The 18,857-nt window shown below is 63.0% G+C and carries 18 protein-coding genes; 4 read left to right on the top strand and 14 right to left on the bottom strand.

Going from position 1 to position 18,857, the window contains the following annotated elements:
• Positions 1-153: 153 nt before the first annotated feature.
• The 3 genes from NKH35_RS12175 to NKH35_RS12165 form a co-directional block, all read right to left on the bottom strand.
• On the bottom strand, positions 154-1,602 hold the full coding sequence (locus NKH35_RS12175; RefSeq protein ID WP_023733690.1) for an aromatic amino acid lyase: 1,449 nt from the start codon (positions 1,600-1,602) through the stop codon (positions 154-156).
• Positions 1,603-1,677: 75 nt separating this feature from the next.
• Entirely contained in the window at positions 1,678-2,259 is a 582-nt protein-coding gene (locus tag NKH35_RS12170; protein ID WP_023733691.1) for a GDYXXLXY domain-containing protein, read from the bottom strand.
• Positions 2,256-3,368, bottom strand: a complete 1,113-nt coding sequence (locus NKH35_RS12165; RefSeq protein WP_352914672.1) for a DUF2157 domain-containing protein — start codon at positions 3,366-3,368, stop codon at positions 2,256-2,258. Before NKH35_RS12165 ends, NKH35_RS12170 begins: the two co-directional genes overlap by 4 nt.
• Positions 3,369-3,603: 235 nt before the next feature.
• Between NKH35_RS12165 and NKH35_RS12160 the strand changes: the two genes are divergently transcribed.
• The 3 genes from NKH35_RS12160 to trmFO all read left to right on the top strand — a co-directional run bounded on the left by NKH35_RS12160 (position 3,604) and on the right by trmFO (position 5,868).
• Positions 3,604-3,744, top strand: coding sequence for a DUF1127 domain-containing protein (locus tag NKH35_RS12160; RefSeq protein ID WP_006335194.1), 141 nt, complete (start codon positions 3,604-3,606; stop codon positions 3,742-3,744).
• A 51-nt stretch (positions 3,745-3,795) separates the two neighbouring features.
• Positions 3,796-3,939, top strand: a complete 144-nt coding sequence (locus NKH35_RS12155; protein WP_023667673.1) for a DUF1127 domain-containing protein — start codon at positions 3,796-3,798, stop codon at positions 3,937-3,939.
• A 516-nt stretch (positions 3,940-4,455) separates the two neighbouring features.
• On the top strand, positions 4,456-5,868 hold the full coding sequence (trmFO, locus tag NKH35_RS12150; protein WP_352914671.1) for a methylenetetrahydrofolate--tRNA-(uracil(54)-C(5))-methyltransferase (FADH(2)-oxidizing) TrmFO: 1,413 nt from the start codon (positions 4,456-4,458) through the stop codon (positions 5,866-5,868).
• 36 nt (positions 5,869-5,904) lie between these two features.
• Here trmFO and NKH35_RS12145 read toward each other — a convergent pair whose 3' ends face one another.
• The 5 genes from NKH35_RS12145 to yajC form a co-directional block, all read right to left on the bottom strand.
• Positions 5,905-6,723, bottom strand: coding sequence for a phytoene/squalene synthase family protein (locus NKH35_RS12145; RefSeq protein ID WP_502906977.1), 819 nt, complete (start codon positions 6,721-6,723; stop codon positions 5,905-5,907).
• Between the two features lie 25 nt (positions 6,724-6,748).
• Complete coding sequence (locus NKH35_RS12140; protein ID WP_023688226.1) at positions 6,749-7,138, bottom strand: Mth938-like domain-containing protein; 390 nt, start codon at positions 7,136-7,138, stop codon at positions 6,749-6,751.
• 11 nt (positions 7,139-7,149) lie between these two features.
• The gene (secDF, locus tag NKH35_RS12135; RefSeq protein WP_023667677.1) at positions 7,150-9,702 is read right to left on the bottom strand and encodes a protein translocase subunit SecDF; all 2,553 of its coding nucleotides are present in this window, start codon (positions 9,700-9,702) and stop codon (positions 7,150-7,152) included.
• A gap of 217 nt (positions 9,703-9,919) precedes the next feature.
• Entirely contained in the window at positions 9,920-10,915 is a 996-nt protein-coding gene (locus NKH35_RS12130; RefSeq protein ID WP_352914666.1) for a SecDF P1 head subdomain-containing protein, read from the bottom strand.
• 54 nt (positions 10,916-10,969) lie between these two features.
• Positions 10,970-11,317, bottom strand: a complete 348-nt coding sequence (yajC, locus tag NKH35_RS12125) for a preprotein translocase subunit YajC (protein ID WP_023667680.1) — start codon at positions 11,315-11,317, stop codon at positions 10,970-10,972.
• 271 nt (positions 11,318-11,588) lie between these two features.
• Between yajC and NKH35_RS12120 the strand changes: the two genes are divergently transcribed.
• Complete coding sequence (locus tag NKH35_RS12120; RefSeq protein WP_352914664.1) at positions 11,589-12,464, top strand: ATP-binding protein; 876 nt, start codon at positions 11,589-11,591, stop codon at positions 12,462-12,464.
• 100 nt (positions 12,465-12,564) lie between these two features.
• Here NKH35_RS12120 and NKH35_RS12115 read toward each other — a convergent pair whose 3' ends face one another.
• The 6 genes from NKH35_RS12115 to tatB all read right to left on the bottom strand — a co-directional run bounded on the left by NKH35_RS12115 (position 12,565) and on the right by tatB (position 18,839).
• Positions 12,565-14,064 carry a peptidoglycan DD-metalloendopeptidase family protein gene (locus NKH35_RS12115; protein ID WP_023688223.1) on the bottom strand — a complete coding sequence of 500 codons (1,500 nt, stop codon included), beginning with the start codon at positions 14,062-14,064 and terminating at the stop codon, positions 12,565-12,567.
• 324 nt (positions 14,065-14,388) lie between these two features.
• Positions 14,389-15,042, bottom strand: coding sequence for a protein-L-isoaspartate(D-aspartate) O-methyltransferase (locus NKH35_RS12110; RefSeq protein ID WP_023667683.1), 654 nt, complete (start codon positions 15,040-15,042; stop codon positions 14,389-14,391).
• Between the two features lie 26 nt (positions 15,043-15,068).
• Complete coding sequence (gene surE / locus NKH35_RS12105; protein ID WP_352914661.1) at positions 15,069-15,830, bottom strand: 5'/3'-nucleotidase SurE; 762 nt, start codon at positions 15,828-15,830, stop codon at positions 15,069-15,071.
• The gene (serS, locus tag NKH35_RS12100; RefSeq protein ID WP_023706002.1) at positions 15,830-17,134 is read right to left on the bottom strand and encodes a serine--tRNA ligase; all 1,305 of its coding nucleotides are present in this window, start codon (positions 17,132-17,134) and stop codon (positions 15,830-15,832) included. The genes surE and serS overlap by 1 nt, the downstream gene beginning before the upstream one ends.
• A 116-nt stretch (positions 17,135-17,250) precedes the next feature.
• Positions 17,251-18,126, bottom strand: coding sequence for a twin-arginine translocase subunit TatC (gene tatC, locus NKH35_RS12095; RefSeq protein WP_352914659.1), 876 nt, complete (start codon positions 18,124-18,126; stop codon positions 17,251-17,253).
• Positions 18,123-18,839 (bottom strand): Sec-independent protein translocase protein TatB, encoded by a 717-nt coding sequence (gene tatB, locus NKH35_RS12090; RefSeq protein WP_352914657.1) that lies wholly within the window; start codon positions 18,837-18,839, stop codon positions 18,123-18,125. The genes tatC and tatB overlap by 4 nt, the downstream gene beginning before the upstream one ends.
• Between the last annotated feature and the right edge of the window lie 18 nt (positions 18,840-18,857).

Raw genomic sequence — 18,857 nt, 5'->3', positions numbered from 1 at the left:
GGCGTTCCTTCGCGGGAATCAGGTGACGTGAACAATCACCAGCCTGCCATGACCGCCCCCTCTCAGCGAATTTGCAGAACTCTCAGCACACTACCTTGATAAAGCGAAGGGTGTCCTCCGAAGCCGTGGCGTAGGAGGACTGGCGGCGACGGCCTACACTTCAAACACTTGACCGGTAAACCACTCCGCCAATTTCGCCAGCTCCGGCCCCAGCACCCGGTCGGCGTCGACCGGCGGCACGATCTTCCTGATATCCGCCACAAAATCCTGCAATGCCGGCGGCGCGGCGCGTTCAGTCACGTACAGGGCCTGCGAGGCGATCATCGCCAGCATCGCCATTGCCGCATCGAGGCAGCGGCCGGCCGTCGCTTCCTTGGTCCAGGCGAAGAATGCGGTGGTGGCGACGTCGTCCTGGCCGGCGCCGGCCGATTCGGTGCCCGGAATGAAGGTGCGCTGCGCCGCGAGCTTGGCCTGTTCGAGATAGCCGGTGATCGCCATCGGGACATAGCCGACATTGCCATGGCCATCGCTGTCGGCCCAATGCCGCCCGGTCATCAACAGATCGGGCAGCAGCGACACCTTGCCGTTCAGCAGCTTTGAGGCGTGGCGGTCGCAAAGCAGGCAGAGATCGGCCCAGATCGCCGCCAGATCGTCCAATGCCGGTGTCGCCATGGCATTGTGGTAGCCGCCGGTGGAGATGCAGCGTCCCAGCGGATGCGCATCGTCGGGCGGGATATAGACCGGATTGTCCGAGATCGAGGCCAGCGACACGGTCGCCGCCTGCTCGGCGCCCGCCAGCGCCCGATGCGCATGGCCGAGCACGCGCGGCATGATGCGGTAGCTGACCGGCGCCTGATAGTTGCGCCGGCCGTCGCCGGCGCCAACCAGGTATTGCCGCAACCCTTGCAAGGCGGCCGCTTCGTGCGCGTCGCCCCACAGCCCGTCGAGCGCGGCATCATAATGCTCGAGCGGCGCACGAAAGGCTTCGATCGACAGCGCAAACACCTTGTGCGCCATCGCGACGCGACGGCGTGCGGCAAGTGCTGCGTCCGCCACAAGGGCGGCAGCGCAGGGCGAGCCGTTGATCAGCGAGCCCCGCTCCTTCACTTCGAGCTCCAGGCCAGCGGTAAGCGCGGCAAACAGCGGATAGAGCGCCAGGATCTCGCCGGCGCCGCCCTGCCCCTGCGACGACACCACCGGCATCGGTCCACCGTCGAGCATCGCCGCAACGGCTAGCGCGATGACCGGCGTGGTGGCGGCATTGCCTTCGATGAAATTGGTCAGCCGTGCCAGCACGATCGCCCTGACCACGCGCTCGGGCAACGGCTCCCCGAAGGATGTGGCGGCGGCAAAAGCCTTGATGCGCGCATGGCGGTCGCGCTCGTCAAGTTCGAGCTTGCGGCTTGCCAGCTCGCCCATGGCGGTGGTGACGCCGTAGATGACCGGCGGCGGATCGGACTCAATGAGTTTCAGGAACGAGGCGCGGCATTCGGCAATGCGTTGCAAGGCCTTGTCGCCGATTTCGACCGTGTCGTTTCTCCAGGCGACGCGCAAAACGGCATGGAGATTGATATCTTCGCGCGTCGTCACCGTAATCGGCATTGTCTTCGCCCGTCTGGTTTGCATGAGGGCGGAGCGATCGATCGTTGCCGAAATCCATGCCCTGGGTAATGTCTTCTAGTAGAGCGGTTCCTCAAACAATGTCTTGTCGCCGTCCATCAGCCCCTTGATCTGCGCCTGGCCACTGGCGGCGAGCGCGACGCGCACGCCGAATGGCCGCACCCGCATGTCGTTCTGGATCGCCATGCCCTGGCCCTCAGGTAGGTAGAAGCGGTCGATGCCGTATTGCGGTGCGATCGTGGATTCAGGATCAAGCGTCCAGCCCGGCGCGACCTGGCCGACAATATCGGCTTCATCGGCGGTCGCCGGCGTCGGAGCCCTGCCGAACCAGGCCGTGGTCGCATGCCAATAGCCGTCGGCGCCCGGCTTCAGCCGGACCACGATCGGCGTGTTCTCGCTCACGAGCTGGCCGGCCGGGATGTTGGCGATCAGCTTCACCGGCAAGCGCGATATTTCATAGCCGAGGATAATATAGTCGCCGCGCAGCAGATCGCGCGGATCGACCGGCTCGACTTTCAGCAAGACCTCCTTGCCGTTGCGCAGGATCGCCGCGCGGCCGGCGATGATCCAGCTCAGGAAGCCGATCTGGACGAGCGCCAGGACCAGCGCCGAGATGACAAGTTTCTTTCCCGACATCATGCTGCCGCTCCTTCCGGGGCCTTCATGCGTTTTTCCACACGGATGATGACGAGAGCCAGGGTGCCGAAAAGCACCGCGGCAGCCAGGAAGAAGCCGGCCGTGCCGAGCATCGTCTGCAAGGTCACGACGTAGATAATGGCGAGCTCGAAGGCAAAGCCGGCATAGGCAACCCAGCGCAGCCCCCTGCTCTCGCGCCCGCCCAGCATGATCGCCGCGGCAATGCCGGCCAGCGCGATGACCGACGCAATGGCAAAGCCGTTGCTGAAGGCGTTGTCATCGCCCAGTTCGATCTGCATCATCGCCAGCCCGGTGAGAAAGCCGATCAAGGCGTGCAAAGGCAACCGCCCGCCGAGCTGCAAGATCCGGTCGGCCGGCCCTGCGGCGAAGATCGAAACCGCAAACAGCAGCGCCGACACCACGACGAGAGGAATAGCCAGGGCGAGCGTGTTCTGGTCCAGGCCGCGCACCGCGATATAGAAAATGACCGAGAGAATGATCAAGTGGCGTGCCGGCTGGCTACGCGTCCAGAATGAGACGACAAAAAGCACCGGCGCCATCACGACGAAGAAATCCGGAAATACGGGGCGGTCATAAAAGTCGAACGCGCGCACGAACAGCCAGGCAATGGATATGCCGACGGCAGCGACCGTCAGCGGGTTCGAGCGCAACGCCACCGCGGCAAGTGCCGTGCCGATGCCCCAGGTGACGATGGCCGAGGCCTCGTCGCCCGTGAGATGGTACATCTGGCCGATCAGCGCGATCGATCCGCCGAAGGCCGCGGCGGCCACGATCCACAACGCCTCGCCGATCGCCGCATGGTCGTGCATCTTCAAGACAGCGCCGCCGACATAGCCGGCGAGAATGACGGCAAACAGTGCCGCGACCCGCACCAGCCGCGGGATGGCGTCCCAGTTCGCGGCGACGAAGAGCAGGATCGCGGCGCCGAACAGCAGCGCTGCCATCATGGCCAATATAGTGCCGAAGCTCAGCGATTTGCGCTCGTTTGCGTCGATGTCGCACTTAAGCGCATCGGCCGTCTTCGCGTCGATCAGGCCGGCCTGCAGCCACCGCCCGATATCGGCCCTCGCCCGTGACGAATAACTCGCCATGTCGCTTCTCCCCCAGCTTGGTCTTTCTGACAGCCGATCCGCTCAAATCGTTGACGCAACGTCATTTTCCGATTCGGGTCTCTTCATGACGAAGCCGTGAACGCGCGTTAATGTTGCATTGCACAATTTGCATTGCTGCCATGCGCCAACAGCACTTTTAAATCGATATTACCCAGCCTATTTACTGTTCGTACACAAACGGAATGATCCGAAGAAAGACGAAACGAGCACTACCATGAACCTGATCCGCAACTACCGCAACTGGCGCCGCTACCGGGACACCGTCTCCGAGCTGAGCCGCCTTTCGAACCGTGAACTGACCGACCTCGGCATCAGCCGCAGCGACATCCACTACGTCGCCCGCAAGGCGGTCTAATCCTCTTCGGATCGCAAATGGTCCGAACCAGTTTTGAAAAAGAGAACGACAATGAACCTGATCCGCAACTATCGTAACTGGCGCGTTTACCGCGACACCGTTACCGAGCTGGGTCGCCTTTCGAACCGTCAGCTCCATGATCTCGGCATCGTCCGTGACGAGATCAAGATCATCGCCCGCAGGGCGACGATCTAACCAGAATTTCGCCAGGGTCGACCTCCTCCCCGACCCTGACGGATACGGTCAGCCTTCACCTCCTCCCGAGGGTTGACCACCAAAACGGCGCCCGCCGCACCTCCTCCCGCGGCGGGCGCTGTTTCCAAAGCGAACGCAGTTCGTCTTTCCGAAGCGAACGCTAGTTCGTCTTCAAAGTGAACGCAGTTCGTCTTCCAGGGATTTCGCCTCCCTCGATCCGGCGAAAAGAATTTCGTCAAAGCCGACCTCCTCCCCGGCGATGGCGAATACGGCCGATCCCCACCTCCTCCCGAGGATCGGCCCCAAAAACGACACCCGCCGCACCTCCTCCCGCGGCGGGTGTTGTTGTTTTTGGGCAGGCTTTTCAATTGCGCATGCAGTCGATCGAGGCGCTTTACGCCGCCATCAGACCGTCGCTGCGGACATAAGAAAGTCGAGCTCCGTCGTTGCACGACAATGACCCACGCTCGCACCGGCCAATTGCAAACGGCGCGCCAAGCGATTATTCCGGCGCTCATGAGCAAAAATCCAATCCACATCGTCGGCGGCGGCCTCGCCGGCTCCGAAGCCGCCTGGCAGGCAGCGCAGGCCGGCGTTCCCGTCATTTTGCATGAGATGCGGCCGGTGCGCGGCACCGATGCGCACAAGACCGACGGTCTGGCCGAACTCGTTTGTTCCAATTCCTTCCGCTCCGACGATGCCGAGAACAACGCCGTCGGCCTGCTGCATGCCGAAATGCGGCTGGCCGGCTCGCTGATCATGAGCGCCGGCGACGCCAACCAGGTGCCGGCCGGCGGCGCGCTGGCCGTCGATCGCGACGGCTTCTCCGACGCGGTGACGAAAAGGCTCGAAGCGCACCCGCTGATCACCATCGAGCGGGAGGAAGTGCCGGGCTTGCCGCCGGCGGAATGGGACCAGGCGATCATCGCCACCGGCCCGTTGACCGCGCCGTCGCTCGCCCAGTCGATCGCCGAGGCAACCGGCGCCGACGCGCTGGCCTTCTTCGACGCGATTGCCCCGATCATCCATTTCGACACGATCGACATGGACATTTGCTGGTTCCAGTCGCGCTACGACAAGGTTGGGCCCGGCGGCACCGGCAAGGACTACATCAACTGCCCGATGGACAAGGACCAGTATCTCGCCTTCGTACAGGCGCTGGTCGACGGCCAGAAGACCGAATTCAAGCAGTGGGAAGGCACGCCCTATTTCGACGGCTGCTTGCCGATCGAGATCATGGCCGAGCGCGGCGTCGAGACGCTGCGCTACGGGCCGATGAAGCCGATGGGGCTGACCAATGCCCACAATCCGACGGTAAAAGCCTATGCCGTGGTGCAGCTGCGTCAGGACAATGCGCTGGGCACGCTCTACAACATGGTCGGTTTCCAGACCAAGCTGAAGCATGCCGAGCAGGTGCGCGTGTTCCGCACCATTCCGGGTCTGGAAAACGCCGAGTTCGCCCGTCTCGGCGGCCTGCACCGCAACACCTACATCAATTCGCCGACCTTGCTAGACGCCTCGCTGCAGCTGAAGTCGCGGCCGGGCCTGCGCTTTGCCGGCCAGATCACCGGCTGCGAGGGCTATGTCGAGAGCGCGGCGATCGGCCTGCTCGCCGGCCGCTTCGCCGCCGCCGAGCGGCTCGGCCACGGGCCATCGCTGCCACCGCTCACCACCGCCTTCGGCGCCTTGCTCAACCACATCACCGGCGGCCACATCGTTTCCGACGACGAGCCGGGCAAACGCTCGTTCCAGCCGATGAACGTCAATTTCGGCCTGTTCCCGCCGGTGGAAGCACCGAAGACCGAAGGCAAACGCCTGCGCGGCAAGGACAAGACGGTGGCCAAGCGCCACGCGATCACCTCACGCGCGCGGGCAGATTGTCGGGAGTGGCTAGGGCTGCCGGCGCAAACATCGGAAGCTGCTGAATAGCCAAGTCTCAGAGTCCTAACGCGATTGACGTTTACGTTAACTCGCTGGCCAACCCCGCGTTGCGCGCCTGAGCAACAGCCAATGCCGGCGCAGAGCCGAAAGCCGGGCTGCGCCACCAAGCGGCGAGCGGCCATTGGCCATCTTGCCGAGATAGGCGCTGGTCAGCGCCAGCGGCAGGAACGCCGGACGCAGCGTTTCCGGAAGTGCGGACGCCCCTTGCTCGAAAGCGCGGAGATGCTCCTGCGCCAATGCAATCATCGCAGCCACCGCGCGCTGAGCGCCGGGGCCGCCGTCGCCGCTGACGAACTCCTCCGGCGCCGAGCCGGCCGCTGCAAGGATATCCGCCGGCACGAAGCATTGCCCGCGTCGGCGATGCAGCGGCAACAGCAGCAACAGGCCGGTCATCGCCTGGGCGCAGCCGGCCCTGCCCGCCAGTTCGGCAAAGCGCGGCGCCTGATTGGGATCGAGCACCATCGCCGCCAGCTGGATCAGCGCGGCCGCCGTCTCGCCGCAATATCCCTCGAGATCGGTGCGCGACGGCATCGGATCGTCATAGAGGTCGAAGATGCGGGCCTCGAGCATGTTGTCGAAGGCAGTTTTGGGCAGGCCATGGGCAGAAATCGTCGCCTTCAGCGCATCGGCGAGCGGGTTGCCTGTGGCTGCGGCTTCAGCAGCGATGACATCGCGCCACCATTGCAGCCTCACTTCGCCCGGCAATGCCTCGTGGATGCGGTCTCGGACAGACGCAATCTCGGCATTGAAGGCGTAAAGCGAAAACAGCGCCGCGCGCTTGTTGGCCGGTGCATAGAGTGCGCTGACATAGCGGTCATGGTCGCCGGCGCGCACCGTCTCCATGACGATGTCAGCTGTATCGGTCACGTCAGTCGACGGCGATCAGCGCCGCGGCCACGGCGCGGTCTTCGGCAAGCAGAACATTGTAGGTCCGCACCGCTGCCCCCGTCGACATCGGGTCGGAGCCAATGCCAGCCGCTTTCAGCGCCGCCCGAAGTGCTGTCGGCAAGGGCCGCAAATCCTTGCCTGTGCCGACCAGCAGGATCTCGACCTTGCCGGCCTCAGCCAGCAGCAGGTCGAAATCCGCCGCCGTCAGGGCCAGCGGATCGGCCGGCTCCCAGCCATGGATGCCGGAGGGCAGGCAAAGAAGCGAGCCGCGATGCGACATGTCGGCGAAGCGGAAGCCGCCATTGCCGTAGGCTTCGATCGGCGCCCGTCCGGGGAAATGCGCCTCGCGGATGACGATGCCTTTTGCCACCAGCGCAGCCGTCAGGTCGCCATGGCCTTGCCGCCACCAACCGGCTTCTCCTCATCGGCGCTCGCTCCCTGCGGCCTGAGCCTGAACAGGATCAGCAAGGGCGCTGCGATGAAGATCGACGAATAGGTGCCGAAGACGACGCCGAACAGCATCGCCATGGTGAACGAGCGGATCACCTCGCCGCCGAACAACACCAGCGCCAGCAGCGCCAGGATGGTCGTCACCGAAGTCAGCGTCGTTCTCGACAGCGTCTCGTTGATGGCGTTGTTCAACAATTGTGGGAGCGGCATTCGTTTGTATTTTCGCAAATCTTCTCGAACACGGTCATAGACGACGATCGTGTCGTTGAGCGAATAGCCGATAATGGTCAGGATCGCCGCCAGCGAAGACTGGTTGAACTCGAGCCCGGTGATGACGAAGAAGCCCAGCGTCATCACCACATCGTGCACCGTCGCCACGATTGCGCCGACCGCGAACTGCCATTCGAAGCGGAACCAGACATAGACCAGGATGCCGATCAGCGCGATGATCATCGCAATCGTGCCTTGCTTGGCCAGTTCGCCCGAAACGGTGGGACCCACCACCTCGACGCGGCGGAAATCGTAATTGTCCTGCAGCTCGCCGCGCACCTTGTCGATGACGGTCTGCTCGGCGTTCTCACCGCCATCCTGGGTGCCAACGCGGATCAGCACGTCATTCGGCGCGCCGAATTGCTGGACCTGCACTTCACCGATATTGAGCTCCGACAGCCGGCTTCTGATATCGCCAATATCGGCGTCGCCTTGCTTGGACTGCACCTCGATGATCGAGCCGCCCTTGAAGTCGATGCCGTAGTTGATGTCGATGGTCAGGAATCCGATAACCGACGCGATCGACAGCAGGCTGGACAGTGCGAACGTCCAGCGGCGGATGCCCATGAACGGGATTTTCGTGCCGGCCGGAACGAAGGTCACCGGCGCACGCGGCAATTCCTTCGGACGCGCACGGCGCAGCCAGATCGACACCAGCAGACGGGTGAAGGTGAAGGCGGTGAACACCGTGGTCAAAATGCCGATGGCATAGGTGATGGCGAAGCCCTTGACCGGTCCGGTGCCGAGATAGAACAGCACGACCGTGGCAATCAGCGACGTCACGTTGGAATCCACGATGGTCGCCAACGCCTTGGTGAAGCCTGTGTCGATCGACTGGATGACCGAACGGCCGGCCCGTCGCTCCTCTCGGATACGCTCATAGATCAGCACGTTGGAATCGACCGCCATGCCGATGGTCAGCACGATACCGGCAATGCCGGGCAAGGTCAGTGTCGCGCCAAGCAGCGACAAGACCCCGACGATCATCGCCACGTGCACGGCGAGCGCAATGTTGGCGAGGAAGCCGAGAAGTCCGTAGGCGACGAACATGAAGGCGACGACGAGAATGGAGCCGATGATGCCGGCGACCTTGCCGGCATGGATCGAATCCTGGCCGAGGCCCGGGCCGACGGTGCGTTCTTCGATCACGGTCAGCTTTGCCGGCAGCGCGCCGGCGCGCAGCAGCACGGCGAGGTCGTTGGCGCTTTCGGCGGTGAAATTGCCTGAGATCTGGCCGCTGCCGCCGAGGATCGGTTCGCGGATCACCGGCGCCGAAATCACCTGATTGTCGAGGATGATGGCGAACGGCTTGCCGACATTCTGCTGCGTCGCCTGGCCGAATCGCGTCGCACCGCGCGAGTTGAAGACGAACGAAACCACCGGCTCGTTGTTTCGGGAATCATAGGTTGCCGTCGCCTTGGCAAGATCTTCACCGGACACGATGACGCGATTTTCCACCAGATACGGAACCGGCGGATCGTCCTGCGAATAAAGCACCGAGGAGCCTGCCGGCGGGCGGCCGTTCAGCGCATCCTGCACCGACATCGAGGTATCGACCATCTGGAAGGTCATCTTGGCGGTCTGGCCGATGATCTCCTTCAGCCTTTGCGGATCCTGCAGGCCCGGCACCTGGACGAGTACACGGTCGTCGCCCTGCCGCTGCACGATCGGCTCGGTGGTGCCGAGTTCGTTGACGCGACGCTCGACGACTTCGATCGACTGCGCCAATGCGGCCGAGGTGCGGTATTTGATGCCGGCGTCGGTGACGGTGAATTTGAGCAGCCCGGCTTCGGAATCATCCAGGGACATCTCCTGGATGGAGCCACCGGTGAACAGGCCGGCGGCGACCGGATCGGTCAGCGGCTTAAGCGCCGCCTTGGCGGCATCGATCTGGGTTGGATCGGTGATGCGCACTTGTACGGTCCTGCCGGTGCCGCCAAGGCCGGTATAGCCCACCTTGGCATCGCGCAGCAGCGTGCGGATCTCGTCGCGCGTCGTTTCCAGCTGCGCCTTGACCAGGTCGTTCTGGTCCATCTGCAAGAGGATGTGCGAACCGCCCTGCAGATCGAGACCAAGCGTCATCTGCCGCTTCGGCACCCAGTTGGGCAATTGCGCCAATGTGCTGGCCGGGAAGAGATTTGGCGCGGCAAGGATGAATGTGACGGCCACGGCGATCCAGATCAGGATCATCTTCAGGCGCGAAAAATACAGCATATGGCGTTGTCCGTCAGGGCGTACTGGCGGATCGTTCCGCCGACAATTCGGTTATTTCTTGGCGTTCTTATTTGCCACCGGCTCGCCCTTAACCCGCACTTCGCCGATTGTCGAGCGCGCTGAGGTCAATTTGGCGCTGCCGCCGGCAGCGGTTTCGGCGTCAATCGCCTCTGTCGGTTCCATTCTAATTCTGATCACCGCCGGGCGCTATCGTGCGCTACTCGACTATTTTCAATTGTGCAGGCATCGGTCCGGAACGCAAAAGCAAGGCCAGATCATCGGCGTTCTCCTTTGTAAGGTTGCCCGATATCTGGCCGCGGCCGTTAAGAATTGGCTCGCGGACGACTGGCACCGAAAGCACTTGGTTGTCGAGGATCATCGCAAATAGCTTGCCGACATTCTGCGAGGTCGCCTGCGCAACGCGTGCCGTTGCCCTGGAATCGAAGGTGAACGAAACCGCCGGCTCATTTGTGACGGAGTTGGGAGTCGCCTGAGCATTGACAATGTCGTCACTGGAAACGATCGTTCGGCTCTCAACCAGATAGGGAACCGGTGGATCGTCCTTCGAATAAACCACCACCGAGCCAGCGGGCGTCCGGCCATTGATCGCATCAGCGACCGGCATCGACTCATCAACCCACTGAAAAGTCAGCATTCCGGTTCGGGTGAGAATTCTCCTCAGCCTTTGCAAATCCGCAACGCCCGAGGTCCGGACCAGCATACCGTCTTCGCCCTCTGGCCGCACTACTGGGTCGGCTACACCAAGATCACGCAGGCGATTCTTAATGACCACGATCGACTGCGCAAGCGCGATCGACATCCGATACTTGATACCTGTGTCTGTTACCGTGAACTTGAGCAACGCTGCTCCGGTATCATCCAGGATCATTTCCTGGACAGGACCAGCGCTGCCAAGGACAGGATCAGTCACCGCCTTCAATGCCATCTTGGCCGCGCCGACCTGAGCGGCGTCGGTGATATGCACCTGAACGGCCCGACCCGACTTAGCAAGAGCAGTATAGCCGATCCTTGCATCGCGCAGCAGCGTCCTGATTTCGTCACGCGTCGCCTCCAACCGGCGATCGATCACATCGGTCGCGTCCAATCGAAGCAGCACGTCCGCGCCGGCAGCGTGAAGACTGGGCGCGTCGACGAGCATTGTGGCCATAGCAAGCCAGATCAGGATCATTTTCAGGCGCGAAAAATGGACCATACGCCGTCTTTTGTCAGAGCTCTGCCCGCGGATCGCTCCGCTTGGGAAACTGGCTTACTTCTTGGCGTTCTGGTTGGCCACCGGCTCGCCCTTGACCCGAACATCGGCGATCGTCGAGCGCAGCGCCGTCACCTTGGTGCCGCCGCCAAGGTCGATCTCAAGCTCATTGTCGTCGATCACCTTGGTCACCTTGCCGACGAAGCCGCCGCCGGTGATGACCGTGTCGCCACGGCGCACGGCCGAGATCATCTCCTGGCGCTTCTTCAACTGGGCGCGCTGCGGCCGGATGATGAGGAAATACATGATCACGAAGATCAGAACGAACGGGAGTATCATGCCGATATCCCCGAACGGACCAAGCGGAGTTCCGGTAGCTTGGGCGTATGCCGGTGTGACGAACATCAAGAACTCCTGGTTACGAAGAAGGCCGTAGGGCGGCCTCGCCAAATTTGGCCGGAATATAGTGGGTAAAGTTACCAATGCAACTGCGCGGCCGGGCTTTCAGCTGCTTTTCCGGCCGGTTGACCCGTGTTAGAGCATGCTCCCGGAATACGGGCGTGGTTTTCGCAAAAGATCATGCCCAAACAAAAGCTTGGAACCAGTTTCTATCTCGCCCGGATCAAGACGATTTCGGCCCCTACGCACGTTCGTGCGGAAACATAAAAGACGAGACATGACCGACAGCACCATCGAGGCCCTGAACCAAAAGCTCGACCGCCTGATCGAGGCGGTCACCCGCCTCGCCCCGCCGCCGGTGCCGCAAACCGATCTTGCGGTTGCCGATTGCTTCGTCTGGCAGGCCGACCCCGGCTATCTCGAGCCGGTGCGCAAGGTCAACCGCGTCGACATCGGCCTGATCCGCGGCGTCGACCGCGTGCGCGACATTCTGGTCGAAAACACGGAACGCTTCGCCGCCGGCCATGCCGCCAACAATGTGTTGTTGTGGGGTGCGCGCGGCATGGGCAAATCCTCGCTGGTCAAGGCCGTGCATGCGCAGATCAACGCCCAGGCCAAATCCGACCTGCCGCTCAAGCTGATCGAGATCCATCGCGAGGATATCGACACGCTGCCCAGGCTGATGGGCCTGCTGAAGGCGGCGCCGTTTCGCTTCATCCTGTTTTGCGACGACCTCTCCTTCGACCATGACGACACCTCCTACAAGTCGCTGAAGGCAGCCCTTGAAGGCGGCGTCGAGGGCCGCCCGGCCAATGTCATCTTCTACGCCACGTCGAACCGCCGGCACCTGTTGCCGCGCGACATGATCGACAATGAGCGCTCGACCGCCATCAACCCGTCCGAGGCGGTCGAGGAAAAGGTTTCGCTGTCCGACCGTTTCGGCCTGTGGCTCGGCTTCCACAAATGTTCGCAGGACGAATATCTCGACATGGTCAACAGCTATGCCAGCCATCACGGGCTCACTATCCACCCGGAGCAGCTGCGCGCCGAGGCGCTGGAATGGGCAACGACGCGCGGCAGCCGCTCGGGCCGCGTCGCCTGGCAGTTCACCCAGGATCTGGCCGGCCGGCTCGGCAAGCCGCTGAACGACTGATTGATTTCCGTCAGGTCACTGAAAAAGCCCGCCCCTTGCGGAGCGGGCTGAGCCGGCGGGCCGGACTGGAGGTCAGACGGCCTGCAAAACGTTTATTGTTCTATTCGAGATAGCCAGAGGGGTCGACCGGGGCCGAGTTCTTGCGCACTTCGAAGTGCAGTTTCGGCGAGTCGGTGGTCCCGCTCATGCCCGACAGCGCGATTTCCTGGCCGCGCTTGACCTTCTGGCCGCGCTGCACCTCGATCGACCTGGCGTGACCATAGACGGTGACCAGCCCGTTTTCGTGGCGCACCAGAACCGTATTGCCGAATTCCTTGAGGCCGTCGCCGGCATAGATGACCACGCCGTTTTCGGCCGCCTTGACCGGCGTCCCCTCAGGCACGGCGATGTCGACACCATCCTTGCCGCCACCAAAATTGGAGATGACGCGGCCACGCACCGGCCAACGCATCTTGCCGATGCCGGTGGCATCGGGCGCAACAGCATCGTCGTCCTCGGCCTGCTGGATAACCTTGGCGTCCTTCTTCGGCGGCGTGTAGGTGGCGAGTGTCTCCGTCGGCTTTGCCGCCGGTTGGGTGGTCGCGGTCGTCACCGGATCAACTTTGGCCGGCTTGGCGCTGGCGACCGTTGCGGTGCCACCTGCCGGAACCTTCAGCGTCTGGCCGATCTTGAGCAGGCCGTCCTGCATGCCGTTCGCCTGCTTCAGCACCACGACGCCAACGCCGGTCTTCCTGGCGATGGAGGACATGGTGTCGCCTGACTGGACCGTGTAGGTGCCCGCGCCGGCCTTTGGCGCGGCCGAGGCCGTCTGCGCCGGCTTGTCGGTCTTCGGCTTGTTCGCTGCCGAAGCGTCAACCTGCGCGGCGGACTTGCCGTCCTTGAGTTTCGGCTGCTGCGGCAGCACGGCGACCTTTTCCGGCGCCGGCGCCTTGGGGCTGTTTGCCGGCTTGCCGTCGGCAAGTTTCGGCTCTGTCCCCTTGCTTGAATAGGCATAGGCCGGGATGACCAGTTTCTGACCGGTCTTCAGCCCCTTGGTGGCGCTCAAGCCGTTGACCTTCATGATCACGTCGGCGGGCACATGATAGCGATGAGCGATGCCGGAAATGGTCTCGCCGTCGCTGACCACGATCTCGGTCGCATGCGGCGTACCAGCCGCAACTGGTTTCGGATCGGAGTCACCGGCATTCTTGAACGGCCTCGCCGGCTGGACGGTGCCGGTAGTCGTTCTGTCGACATGCGGTGCCGGTGCAAGCGCCGGCGCGGAAGCGGTACGCATCGGAGCAGCTTTGGGCGCGCTCGGCGGCGGCAGCTGCTGGACGGTGACCGGCTCCAGGCTGGAGCGGCTGACCGACTGGTTATGGCTGCCATCGACAGGTGCCGCAGCGATCGGCTCGGCCGCCACATCGCCCGGATAGGGCTGAGCGGTGCTCTGCTTGTCGATGATGGCGCGCTGATTGTTGGTCGAGGAGGTGAAGACGTCGTCGACACCATTGAACCGCGAGACTTGGGAGCTACACCCCGCCGCCACTCCGGCTAGCATGAGGACAGCGCAGCCCCGCGACAGAGTACGCCCGTTTGCCTTCAAAACACTGAATTGCATCGCACTAACCCGCACAGACCCGGTACACACTGGTCATGATTAAAGCGCGTTAATGTTACTGGCGGGTTAACCCCATAGAATCAGACGCAAATTTTCTTAAAACATTTTCGAACGCGCCGAAGGTGCGTTGAGATTCAGGTCAGGCCGAGTCGAAAATGACAGGTTCTGAGAACCGGCCTACGCCGGCCGTAGCCTTCATAGAGCGGAGGCATTTATGACGGCTTCGACCGGCGAAGGCCGGAGCGGAGCGTACTCAAACATGTGAGCACCGGAAGCGCAGGAACCTGCCATTTGCAGGCCGGCCTCACATGAATATCAGCGCACCTAAATAACCGCCGCGACGCTGCGCAGGATCGGCTGCAGGCGCACGGTGCCGATATCCTCGCGCTCGAAGCGGCTGCCGACCTTGGTCAGCTTGGCCAGCACCTGCTCGCCCTCCTCCGGCCCGATCGGGGCAATGACGATGCCGCCGCTCGACAATTGGTCGAGCAGGAAGCGCGGCAGGCTGTCGAAAGCCGCCCAGGCTACGATGCGGTCGAACGGCGCTTCATTGGCAAGCCCGTTGGAACCGTCGGCCTGGCGCACGATGACATTGCCGATGCCGAGCGCCTCGAAGCGTTGCCTGGCCTGCTCGGCCAGCGTTTTGTAGCGGTCGACGCTGACGATGCGCGCCGCGAGCCGCGACATCACCGCTGCCGTGTAGCCCGAGCCGGTGCCGATCTCCAGCACCCGGTTGCCGGGCTCTATTGCCAGGGCCGCAATCACCGCCGCCTGCAGATCGGCGCCCTCGATCGCCTCGCCGCATTCGATCGGCAGCATGCCGTCCGACCAGGCGATGGAATGGAACTGGCCGTTGAGGAAGCCGCGCCGCGGCGTCGCCTCGAAGGCTGCGATCAGCGCCTTCGGCACCGCGCCTTGGCCGCGCAGGCGCAGCAGGAAAGCGGCAAAACCCTCGCGATCGTCGAGCGGCAAGTTCATGCCAGAACCTTCTTCATGCGAACACCTTATTCAGACAGCGCCTTGGTCAGTTGGTCACGGATTTCATGCGCGGTGAGGTCAAGCTGCAGCGGCGTCACAGACACGAGCCGGTTGCGCAGAGCATGGAGATCGGTGCCCTGCTTGCCCTCGACCGGCTCGCGGCCGAAGCGCAGCCAGTAATAAGGCAGGCCGCGCCCGTCGCGGCGCTCGTCGACCCAAAGGCTGTGCACCAGCTTGCCCTGCGACGTCACGACGGTGCCGGCAACCTCGTCAGGGAGGCAGTTGGGAAAGTTGACGTTGAGCAGCACGCCGTCCGGCAGCGGCATGGCGACGAGCTTTTTCAGCAACGCCGGCGCCAGCGCCTCGGTGGTCTCATAGGGAACGACGCGGTCCTCGCCGACATAGGAATAACCCTGGCTGAGTGCGATCGAGCGGATGCCGAGCAGCGCGCCTTCCATGGCGCCGGCGACGGTGCCGGAATAGGTGACGTCGTCAGCGATGTTGGCGCCGGAATTGACACCGGACAGGATCAGGTCCGGCGCGCCAGGCAGGATCTTCTTGACGCCCATGATGACGCAGTCGGTCGGCGTGCCGCGCACGGCGTAGTGTTTCTCGCCGATCTTGCGCAGCCGGAGCGGCTCCGAGATCGACAGCGAGTGCGCGTAGCCGGACTGGTCCTGCTCCGGCGCCACGACCCAGACATCGTCCGACAGCGTGCGGGCGATGCTTTCGAGCGACGCCAGGCCCTCGGCATGAATGCCGTCATCATTGGTCAGAAGGATGCGCATTACTTCGATTCGATCTTCGCCAGACCGCCCATATAAGGCCGCAGCACTTCAGGAATGGTTACGCTGCCATCCTCATTCTGGTAGTTTTCGATGACGGCAATCAGCGCACGGCCGACAGCGGTGCCCGAACCGTTCAGCGTGTGCACAAAGCGGTTGCCGTTGCCGTCCCTGTCCTTGTAGCGGGCATCCATGCGCCTGGCCTGGAAGTCGCCGCACACTGAACAGGACGAGATCTCGCGATAGGCGTTCTGTCCAGGCAGCCAGACCTCGATGTCGTAGGTCTTGCGCGCGCCAAACCCCATGTCGCCCGTGCACAGGACCATGGTGCGGAACGGCAGCTCCAGTCGCTTCAGCACCTCTTCGGCGCACTGCGTCATCCGCTCGTGCTCGGCGAGCGAAGACTCCTGGTCGGTGACCGAGACCAGCTCGACCTTGTAGAACTGGTGCTGGCGCAACATGCCGCGCGTGTCGCGGCCGGCGGAGCCCGCTTCCGAGCGGAAGCACGGCGTCAGCGCCGTATAGCGCAGCGGCAGCTTTTCATGGGCCGTGATTTCTTCGCGCACCAGGTTGGTGAGCGGGACCTCGGCGGTTGGAATCAACCCGAGCCGGCCATCGCCATGCTGCACGAAGAACAGGTCGTCCTCGAATTTCGGCAGCTGGTTGGTCCCGAAAAGCACTTCGTCGCGCACCATCAGTGGCGGGATGACTTCTTCATAGCCATGCTCGGTCGTGTGCAGATCGAGCATGAACTGGCCGATGGCGCGCTCCATCCGCGCCAGCCCGCTCTTCAGCACGGTGAAGCGTGATCCCGACAGCTTTGCCGCCCGCTCGAAATCCATCATGCCGAGCGCTTCGCCGATCTCGAAATGCTCCTTCACCCAGTTCGGCCGAGTCGGCACCTCGCCGACGATATGCTTGACGACATTGTCGTGCTCGTCCTTGCCGACCGGCACGTCGTCGAGCGGCACATTCGGCAGCACCGCCAGCGCATCGTTCAGCGTCTTGTCGAGCTCGCGCTCGCGCGCCTCGCCATTCTGGATGAAGGTCTTGATATCGCCGACTTCGGCCTTGAGCTTTTCGGCAAGTGCCGTGTCGCCCGAACGCATGGCGTTGCCGATCTCCTTCGAGGCGGCGTTGCGGCGTTCCTGCTTGGTCTGCAGCTCGGTGACGTGCTCGCGCCGCGCTTCGTCCTTCTTGATCAGCTCATCGACCGTGGACTGCGCCTCGTCAGCCGACCACGAGCGCTTGGCCAGCGCCTCGACAAGGGCCTTCGGGTTGTCGCGAATCCATTTGATATCAAGCATGGTTGGTTCGTCCTCAGAATAAGGCTGAGGGGGTAAACCGCATCCTTCATCGATGCAAGATGAGGGTCAGCGGCTGTCGCGTTTTTCCGCTAACGCGGATACCCGAACGCGACAGCCTATGAACGAGCCTGCTTTGAGGACGCGTCCGCCGCCTTTTCGGCCACGGCTTCGGCGGCTTCCTGCTTCTCGCGCGCCAGCTTCTGCTTGACCTGATCGCGCTCGATCAGCCGGGCCGCCCAGATCGACACCTCGTAGAGCAGGATGGTCGGGATGGCCAAACCGATCTGGCTCATCGGATCAGGCGGCGTCAGCACCGCCGCGACGACGAAGGCGATGACGATCGCCCATTTGCGCTTCTCGGCCAGCGCCTTCGACGACAGCATGCCGACGCGCGTCATCAGGCTGGTCACCACCGGCAGCTGGAACACCAGGCCGAAGGAGAAGATCAGCGTCATGATCAGGCTGAGATATTCCGACACTTTCGGCAGCAGCGAAATCTGCACCTGGTCGTCGGTGCCGGCCTGCTGCATGGCGAGGAAGAACCACATCACCATCGGCGTGAAGAAGAAATAGACCAGCGACGCTCCCATCAGGAACAGGATCGGCGATGCGATAAGGAACGGCAGGAACGCGTTGCGTTCGTTCTTGTAGAGGCCTGGCGCGATGAATTTGTAGATCTGCGTGGCGATCAGCGGAAAGGCGATGACCATGCCGCCGAACATGGCGAGCTTGACCTGGGTGAAGAAGAATTCCTGCGGCGCCGTATAGATCAGCTCGACCTTGTGCGGATCGAGCCCGGCCCATTGCGTGGCCCATTTGAACGGAACGACCAAAAGATTGAACAGCTTCTTGGCGAAGAAGAAGCAGACGAGGAAGGCGACGAAGAAACCGCCGATCGACCAGATCAGCCGGCGGCGCAGTTCGACCAGATGCTCCATCAGCGGAGCCGACGACTTCTCGATCTCGTCCTTTTCGCTGTCCGTAATGCTCACTTGGCGGCCCCCGCCGTCTTCTTGGGCGCGGGCTTCGTGGCCGGCGCAGGCTTCGGCTCAGCCTTTGTGACTGCCTTCGGTGCAGCAGCGGGCTTGGTGGCGGCTTTTCCAGGTGCAGCCTTGGCGGGCGCCGCTGACGGCTTGGCCGCAACCTTCGCCGCAGGCGCCGGCTTTGCCGGTGCTGCCTTGGCTGCCGATATCGCGGCCTTCTTGGCGCGCGCGTTTCGTGGCGCTGCTGTTGCTGCAGCCGGTGTCACCACCGCCTGATCGGTCATCGCCGGAAGGATCGGCGCCGCCGGCGCTGTTTCCGGTCCGTTGAGACCCGGCATCACCGTCGCGCCGTTCTTGAGCGGCTCGGCCGGGTGTGGTGTTTCTGCCGCCGGCGTTGAGGGGTCGACGGCGGGCTTCGGCTTCATCACCGCATCGACGCCGGAGCGAACCTCGGCTGCCGCCTGTTCGAACGGATTGAGCTGCTTGCGGATTTCGGCCGCCGGATTGAGGCCGCGCAGCGTATCGACAGACTTCTTGACGTCGTCGAGCTCGGCTTCCTTCAACGCCTCGTTGAACTGCTTCTGGAAGTCGGAGGCCATGGCACGCAGCTTCGCCGTCGTGCGGCCGAAGGTGCGCAGCATATTGGGCAAATCCTTGGGTCCGACGACCACGATCATGACGATCGCGATCACCAGCATTTCGGTCCAGCCGACTTCAAACATGGCAATCAGTTCCGACTA

The organism is Mesorhizobium sp. M1143, assembly GCF_040318435.1.
In the GTDB taxonomy this organism is placed as follows: Bacteria; Pseudomonadota; Alphaproteobacteria; order Rhizobiales; family Rhizobiaceae; genus Mesorhizobium.
The sequence above is the reverse complement of the archived record's forward strand: the minus strand, read 5'-3'. Positions and strand labels throughout refer to the sequence as shown.